This is a genomic window from uncultured Arthrobacter sp., assembly GCF_902805515.1.
In the GTDB taxonomy this organism is placed as follows: domain Bacteria; phylum Actinomycetota; class Actinomycetes; order Actinomycetales; family Micrococcaceae; genus Arthrobacter_D.
The window spans coordinates 1-2553 of record NZ_CADCTE010000129.1; the positions used below are offsets into that span (position 1 = coordinate 1).

Sequence of the window (2553 nt, forward strand, 5' to 3'; positions counted from 1 at the left end):
GTCGGGGAGTGGCGCTTCTCCAGCGTCTTGCCGTCGCCAAGGTACATGTGGACCCCGCAGGGCAGGCACGGGTCGAAGCTACGAACCGTGCGCATGATGTCGATGCCCTTGAAGTCCTCCCGCCCATTCTCTTCGAAGATCCGGAGCCCCTGCACCGCATCCTCGTACGGCCCTGGCGTCCCATAGTAGTCGCGGGGGCTGGCGTTCCACGGCGTCGGCGGATAGGGGTGGTAGTTGGCGATCTTGCCGTCCCGGATCACCATGTGGTGCGACAAGACCCCGCGCACCGCCTCGTGGAAGCCGCAGCCGATCGCCTCGTCCGGCACCTCGAACTCCTGGAAGACCTTGGTCTCGCCGCCACGCACGAGGTCCAGAGCCCTCTCCAGGAAGTAGACCGCCGACGCCGCGGCGTAGGCCACGAAGTAGACCCGCGCCCGGTCGCGCTCGATGGTGTTGGACCCCTGCTCCGGTATCTTCCACTCGAACTGCGTCTCGGGCATGGCGCCGGTCTTTGGCAGGTTGATCTGCACGCTGCTCCCCGTGGACTTGACGTAGCCGATATCGACCTTCTGCGCGAGCGCGGTGGCCCACAGCCGGGCCAACGGCCCGCCGCCGGTATCCAGCGCGAGATGATCCCCGGTTCGCTTGTCGAACCAGCGCGGGCTCATGACCCAGGAGTAGTTCCCGCCCTCGAGGTCCCGCTTCTGGGGCCTCGGGACGGTGGTCTGGTTCCAGGGGTGGCGCTTGTCTATGGGGTTGCCCAGCGGGTCGTGGGTTACGAAGGTCTCCTCGTCGGTCCAGTCCTCGTAGTAGGAGGAGCCGAGCAGGATGCGCAACCCCACGTTTATGTCCACGAGGTTCGTCGTCACGAGCTCGCCGTCCACGACGATGCCGGGCGTGACGAACATCTCGTTGCCCCAGCCGTTCATGTTCCGGTAGTCGTAGTCGACGTGATCCGGGTTGTTGAACGAGCCCCAGCACGCGAGCAGGGTGCGCCGTTTCCCGACCTCTTCGTAGCCCGGCAGCGCCTCGTAGAAGAAATCGAAGACGTCGTCGTTCATCGGCACTGCCTTCTTGACGAAATCCATGAACCGCATCAGGCGGACAAGGTAATCCGTGAAGAGCTGCGGCGTCGGCACGGTCCCTACCCCGCCCGGATACACTGTCGAGGGGTGGACGTGACGCCCCTCCATCAGGCAGAACATCTCCCGCGTGAGGCGGCTCATCTGCAATGCTTCCTTGTACGTCTCCCCGGTGAACGGGTTGAAGGACCGCATGATGTCCGCGATGGTGCGGAAGCCGTGGATCTCAGCGTGGGGAGCGGGTGTCCTCTCCGCACGTTCCAGGAGGCTCGGGTTGGTTTCCCGGACCATCTGCTCGCAGAAGTCCACGAAGACGAGGTTATCCTGGAAGATCGTATGGTCGAACATAAACTCGGCGGCCTCGCCGAGGTTGACGATCCACTCGCCGAGGTGCGGCGTCTTCACCCCGTACGCCATGTTCTGGGCGTAGACGGAGCAGACTGCGTGGTTGTCCCCGCAGATGCCGCAGATGCGGCTAGTGATGAAGTGCGCGTCGCGCGGGTCCTTGCCCTTCATGAACACGCTGTAGCCGCGGAAGATGGAGGAGGTGCTCTTGCACTCGACCACTTCCCGGTTGTCGAAGTCTATCTTCGTGTAGATCCCGAGGTTCCCGACGATGCGCGTTATAGGGTCCCACGACATCTCCGTGAGGTTCCTGGATTGCCGCGGTACTTCCTCTCTCAAAACCACTCTTCTCGCCCCCTCTACGCCCGCCACCGCGGGTCGTATCCGGTCGTGAGCTCACCCCTGTTGTGGCGCCACTTGGGTTCCTTGTTGAGCGTCGTGTTGGTGATGCCGCGGAGCTTTCGGATCATGGTCCCGTAAGCCTTCGTCAGCGTCGACGAGACGGTCCCGCCCGGCGGCTCGTCCATGAACGGCATGAACTTGTCCGGGAAGCCCGGCATCGTGCACCCGATACAGATGCCGCCCACGTTCGGGCAACCCCCGAGGCCATCCATCCAGCCCCGCTTGGTCACGTTGCAGTTCACGACAGGCCCCCAGCACCCGAGCTTGACGATGCACTTGGGCGAGTTGTAGTCCATCGCGAAGTCGCCCTGCTCGTAGTATCCGGCCCGGTCGCAGCCCTCGTGGACCGTCTTCCCGAAGAGCCAAGTCGGCCTGAGCTTGTCGTCCAGCGGGATCATCGGCGAGAGCCCTGCAGCCTGGTACAAGAGCCACGCCAGCGTCTCCATGAAGTTGTCCGGCTGGACCGGACACCCGGGCACGTTCACGATCGGGATGCCTGCCACGGACCGGAAGTCCCACCCCAAGTAGTCCGCGAGCCCCATGCTCCCCGTGGGGTTGCCCGCCATCGCGTGGATGCCGCCGTAGGTCGCGCACGTCCCCGCCCCGACGACCGCCCACGCCCTCGGCGCGAGCCGGTCGATCCACCAGTTCAGGGTCAGCGGCTCGCCCGTGGCCAGGTCGTTGCCGAACGACGTCCAGTACCCGTCCCCGTTGATGTTCTCGT

Annotated in this window: 2 protein-coding genes; both read right to left on the bottom strand. The window is 64.6% G+C overall.

Annotated elements, in window-relative coordinates; all coding sequences use genetic code 11:
* Positions 1-1724, bottom strand: a 1724-nt coding sequence (locus tag QZX79_RS11595) for a nickel-dependent hydrogenase large subunit (protein WP_294568432.1), incomplete at its 3' end; no start/stop codon positions are given.
* Positions 1725-1786: 62 nt separating this feature from the next.
* Positions 1787-2553 (bottom strand): hydrogenase expression protein HypE (locus QZX79_RS11600; protein ID WP_294568433.1); only part of this gene is annotated, 767 nt, incomplete at its 5' end.